We start from the raw sequence: 6,246 nt of genomic DNA on the forward strand, positions 1-6,246 counted from the left end.
ACAAGCGGCAGTACTTGCTTCAATAATCAACGCTCCTACTTATTATAATCCTTTAAAATACGAAGATAAAGACGGGGACGGTGACTATACACTTGTAAAAGAAAAAAATTCAGAAGGCAAAACAGTTCTTGCTTATGACGAAAACAACAAAGAAAGAGCTTTAGCCGTAGTAAAAAATATGTACGACCAAAATCATATAAGCAAAGAAGAATATGATATTGCGTTAGATGAACTCGAAAACAATAAAATAGCTTTAAAACAAAACAAACATGAAGGTGTATATTCTTATTTCACGGATGCTGTATATGAACAAGTAGTTAACGATATTGCAAAGAAATATAACTACTCAAAAGAAGACGCATCAAGTTTTGTACTAAATAACGGACTTACAATAAAAACAACAATTGATCCAAATGTACAAGAAGCTCTTGAAAAAACAGCGGAAAATGATTCAATCTTCCCTTCTCAATCTTATTCTGCAAGCCAAGCAAGTGCTGCAATGACAAAGAAAAAAGGAAAAGAAGTAGAATATAATCCGGAAGTAGGAATGACAGTAATTGAAAATAAAACAGGTAAGATAGTAGGTATGGTCGGCGGAAGAGAAAAATCCGCAAGCTTATCTATGAACAGAGCAACACAAAAATTCCAACCGGGTTCATCAACAAAACCTCTTACAACATATGGACCGGGAATCGATTCAGGACAAATAACTGCAGGTACAGCATTTAATGATACTTCTATAAGCGTAGGAGGATGGAAACCTAAAAATGCAGGCGGCGGTAATGAGGGACTGATGACAGTGAGAAAAGGTCTTACCAACTCGGTAAACACCGTAGCTGTACAAGCTATGATGCAAACAGGGTCAGAAACAATTCTTCCTTACGCTGAAAAATTGGGACTTGATATTGTCAAAGAAGGAGATGTAAACGACCTAAACCCTGCAGCTTTGGCTTTAGGAGGATACACGCATGGTCAAACCACACTTAATATGGCAAGCGCCTACACTACATTTGCAAACGGAGGTGTAAGACAAACACCTATAATGTACACAGAAATCGTAGACAAAAAAGGTGATGTAATATTAAGTAACAAATCAGAAAAAATAAAAGTTTTTGAACCGGGAACAGCTTTCATAATAACCGATATTTTAAAAGATGTTGTTAAAGGCGGTACTACTTATATAAATATAGAAGGAACTCAAGTTGCAGGAAAAACAGGTACAACAGATGAAAACAGACATGCGTGGTTCTGTGGATATACACCAGAATATTCAGGAGCTGTATGGTACGGTTATGACCAAAACGTTGTTACAGTTGACGGTACAACTTACAACTTAAACATCGGAACATACGGTGGTTCTACAAACGGTCCGGCAGCATTTTGGAAAGAAGCATTTACAGATATATACAAAAACAAAAAAACAACAAATAGTCAATTTGCTTCAAAACCGGATGATGTATATAAAGCATCCGTTGACGGAGTATCGGGCAAAAGTCCCACAGGCTTATCATCAAAAGATCCTAGAGGCTCAAAAGTATACTCGGAATATTTCTTAACGGGAAAAGGTCCTAACGGAAAAGATGATATTCACGTATCGGCAAAAGTATGTGAGGCATCTAATAAAAAAGCCACAAAATACTGTCCTAAAGACCAAATAAAAAGCTCCGTACTTTTAGATTTAAGCAAAATAACTTACCCACCGGGAGTAAGCGGGAAAAATGAAATAGGTTCACAGGCAAAATACAGTCTAAAAGGTAAATGTGATATACATGATAAGGGTACAGTACAATCAATAAAACTTACGGTAAGTCCGGGAACAATAGAAGTCGGACAAACTGCAAGAGCAACGGTTCAAGGTGTCATGGCTGACGGTTCTACAAAGAACATAAATGCATCGATATCTTCAAGCAGTTCATCAATAGCTAGTGTATCTGGAAATACGATAACAGGAAAAGGCAGAGGAAACGCAACAATAACTGCAAAATACTCTTCAGACGGAGTAACAATGACAGCGAAAGCATCGATTTCTGTAACTGGATCATCTGCACCTACAGCCGAATCCTATGAGTTAAGTTACTCTTCAACAACTATTGAAAAAGGAGAAAACTTCTCTGCTCCATCTGCCATAATTACATTATCTGACGGAACAACTGCTTATGGGACATTAACAGAAATTAATAACGGAGGATTTGATTCAAATACACCGGGAACTTATACAATAACATATTCTATAAGTTATAACGGAGAAAAATTGGGCGAAAGATCTTTTACCGTTCATGTAACAGAAGATGATGATGACGATGATGATAAAAGAAGCAGAATAAATACACCTTTTAAAAGAACACTAGTTTCGACCGATAAAAATAACTTTAATATAAACAATATTTTTTATAACTTGTTTTAAATAAATATTAGAGAAAAACACTCGAACAAATTCGGGTGTTTTTTATTTTTTTCGTAAAATGATTATTAAAGTATAAATAAAATATATTTTGGTAAAAATATAAAACAACAAATACTGGAGGCAAATATGGAAAATATTTTAAGTACTTCTGTTTTGATATCCGGCAAAACTATATTATCGTTTGTTGTAATATTTATTTTGGCCAAAATAACAGGCCCCAGACAAATAACTCAACTGACTTTCAGTGATTATATAGCTGGCATAACAATAGGCTCCATTGCCGCAGAAATGGCAATAGATACAAATCTGACATGGTATATTCCCGTACTTGCTATGAGTATATATACCATAATAACACTGTTAATAAATATAACCACTGAAAAAAGCATATTGGGACGAAAGTTACTTACCGGAATACCGACAATATTCATATATAAAGGAGAAATAATAGAAGATAATCTTCTAAAGCATAAATATGATATTAATGATTTGTTGACACAACTGAGAATAAAAGGATATTTCGATTTATCAAATATTGAATATGCAATACTTGAAACCACCGGAGATATAAGCATCATGCCAAAAGAGAGCTACAGACCGACTGTTTTAAAAGACTTAACAATTCCGACTACTCAAAGCGGACTGTGTGCAAATATCGTTTTAGACGGAAATATTTTAGAAGCAAATTTAAAAAATATGAACAAAGATAAAAAATGGTTATTAAAAGAAATAAGTGACAGAGGATATAAGCTGCAAAATATTCTGTTAATGACACTAGATGAAAAAGAAAATATAAATATACAATTAAAAGGATTGAAAATAGAAAATAACGACCATTATTTTCTTTAAAAACAAAAATTATGAAAAATTTATATAAAAGCCTAAAATTAAATACTGTTTTTATAAAAAATCAATTCAACAACGATGATACTATAAGATACAGAAATTTTAACAACAAAGGAATAGATTATCTTCTTTTATTTATTGACGGAATGTCTAATAATGAACGCATAAACGAAGATATAATAAAGGCAATTCTTGAAAATAAAAAATATGTATTTAAATTCAATATCTTAAAAAAGCTTAAAGACAAAATACTTTTTGCAAATACTATAAAAGAATTAAATACTTTTGAAGATATATTTTCTGATTTGCTTTACGGAAACACAATTCTCCTGATAGAAGGTCAGAATAAAGCCCTAAGCATAGATACAAAAGGATTTACACTGAGAGCTATTCAAGAACCTCCGAATGAAAAAATAACAAAAGGACCAAGAGAGGGCTTTGGAGAAAATATATTAACAAATCTTTCATTGCTAAGAAGAAAGATACAAAGTCCGAATTTAAAGTTGGAATTTTCGGCAATAGGAAATATTACACAAACCAAAATATGCCTTGCTTATGTAGACGGTATTGTGGATAAAAAAGTATTAAAGGAGTTAAAAAAGAGATTAAAAAAAATAGATATAGATTCTGTACTTGATACAAATTATATAATGGAATCAATAAAGGACGATAAATTTTCTCCTTTTAAAACTACCGGAACATTCGAAAAACCGGATGTCGTTGCAAGTAAAATCCTTGAAGGGCGTGTGGCTCTTTTCGTAGACGGAACACCAATCGTAATGACCGTTCCTTATTTATTTATAGAAAACTTCATGTCAGGAGATGATTACTATCTAAATTACTATTTTGCATCATTTACCAGACTTATAAGAATCATAAGCTTCTTTTTATCAATATCCATACCTGCACTTTTTATAGCAATCATTACATTTCATAAAGAAGTTCTACCTAGTAACCTGGCAATAAGCATAATAGGAGCACGCGAAGGTATCCCCTGCTCATCTTTAATGGAATGTATTTTAATGATAATAACTTTCGAAATATTAGGAGAAGCCGGCAACAGAAGCGGTATAGGTGCCAGTACTGCCCTTGGAATCGTCGGAGGTATTGTCGTAGGACAAGCTGCCGTTGAGGCCAGACTCATAAGTGCTCCTATGATTATAATAGTAGCTTTATCGGCAATAAGCGAGCTTATGATACCAATGACAAAAGGAGCAACTATAATATTTAGATTTTTATTTATAATTTTATCCTCCGTTTTAGGTCTTTATGGATTTACAATTGCTTTACTGATAATGCTTGTACACCTTTCAGGACTGGAATCTTTCGGTATGTCTTATATGGCAAATGTCGTTTACAATTCAGTACAGCAGTTTAAAGATTCATTTTACAGAGCACCATGGTTTAAAATGCTTACAAGACCTACGGATATGTCAAAAAAAACGAATAGGACGAATAAAAATGAACAAACGTAAAATTTTATCACTTTTGTTTTTAATACTAATAATGCCGTTAATGTCTTCATGCTATGACTACTCTGAAATTGAAAGAGAGATTTTGATATTTACTCTCGGTGTTGATAAAATAAAAACAGGATATGAAGTAAGTGCAGAAACAATCGACGCGAGTGATTACGGTGGACAATTAAGTGTAAAACCGGAAATAATAACATCAACGGGAAATTCTATTTTCGATGCAATAAGCAAACTTGACGGTAAGTTTAACAACAAAGTCAACTTAAGCCACTGCGAGCTGATAATTATCGGAGAAAATTATGCAAAATCAGACAGTATAAACGATATTTTAAGCCTTGTACTTGAAAAAAACAATTTAAGATTTAACACTATACTCACCACCACATACAAATCATCTGCAAAAGATATTTTAAACTCAAAAAGTCACACAGAGACATTTCATGGTTTTGAAATAATAGAACAATTAAGTAAAAATAAATTATTTACAAATAACTCCAGAGCATACAGGGTTATCAATACTATAGAAAATAAAGGTAAAGAAGCTATCCTTCCGGTAATAAAAAATACAGAAGAAGGAGAGAAAAAAAATTTTTATGCAAATAAAATCGCTGTACTGAAAAAAGATAAACTTATAGGGTATATCGAAGAAAAAGACGTTAACTTTTATTCTTTCCTAATGAACGAAAAGAATTCAATACAACTAAACTTAAAAAAGAATAACAATACCATAAACACCAAAATCACTTTAAACAACACAAAAGAAAAAATAGAAAACAATACATTGAATATCAATATGGATGTAAATGCTTATATAGAAAGCATAGAAAATAAAAATATCACAGAAAAAGAAATTGAAAATGAAATTAAGAAAAATATTACAAAAGAATTAATATCTTTAATTGATGTAGTACAAAAAAAATTTAAAGTTGATATATTTGGATATGGTTATAGACTAAATAACTTTAAAGAAAAGTCAAGTGTAGAAGACTGGAATAAATATTTTGAAACGCTTAAAAAAAATGTATACGTAAATGTTAATTTAAAAGAAGATATGGAGGAATAAATGAATAAACTTTCAACAAAAGAAATCATTTATATGATGATCCTATATATACTTACCTCATCAATTATGACAGGATACACATACTTTAATACTGAACACCCAATAAATTTACTCATATCTTTTATTTTCGCTTTAATACCTGTAATAGTAAGCATATACCCTATAAAATCAAAGGAAACAAATTTATATGAAATTATAAAACAAAACTTTAATAAATTTTTCGCAAAAATTATATATCTGATTTTTATAGTTTATGCAATTATCATTGAAGTTTTTCAACTGAAGTATTTTGTCATCTTTACAAAAATAAATATATTGGTAAAGACACCTATGATCATTACAACGATAATTTTCTTATTGCTTGTATTCTTAATGCTAAAGAAAAATATCGTAACATTAGCTAAATTATCGTCATTTTTAATTCCATTTATTATATTATTCATATTTTTTGGAATGTT

General features: G+C 31.3%; 5 protein-coding genes. All 5 read left to right on the plus strand.

Annotation, left to right across the window (positions count from 1 at the left end; translation table 11 throughout):
* Positions 1–2,404: penicillin-binding transpeptidase domain-containing protein (locus tag QZ357_RS05430; RefSeq protein WP_290772863.1), on the plus strand; the 2,404-nt coding region annotated here is incomplete at its 5' end.
* Positions 2,405–2,530: 126 nt separating this feature from the next.
* On the plus strand, positions 2,531–3,253 hold the full coding sequence (locus QZ357_RS05435; RefSeq protein ID WP_290772866.1) for a DUF421 domain-containing protein: 723 nt from the start codon (positions 2,531–2,533) through the stop codon (positions 3,251–3,253).
* 11 nt (positions 3,254–3,264) lie between these two features.
* A complete protein-coding gene (locus tag QZ357_RS05440) occupies positions 3,265–4,725 on the plus strand; it encodes a spore germination protein (protein ID WP_290772868.1) in 1,461 nt (486 codons plus the stop codon).
* A complete protein-coding gene (locus tag QZ357_RS05445; protein WP_290772870.1) occupies positions 4,712–5,788 on the plus strand; it encodes a Ger(x)C family spore germination protein in 1,077 nt (358 codons plus the stop codon). The genes QZ357_RS05440 and QZ357_RS05445 overlap by 14 nt, the downstream gene beginning before the upstream one ends.
* The coding region (locus QZ357_RS05450; protein WP_290772872.1) for a GerAB/ArcD/ProY family transporter at positions 5,789–6,246 on the plus strand (458 nt) is incomplete at its 3' end. It abuts the gene before it with no gap.

The sequence above is a fragment of the Anaerofustis sp. genome, from assembly GCF_019420015.1.
Classification (GTDB): Bacteria; Bacillota; Clostridia; order Eubacteriales; family Anaerofustaceae; genus Anaerofustis.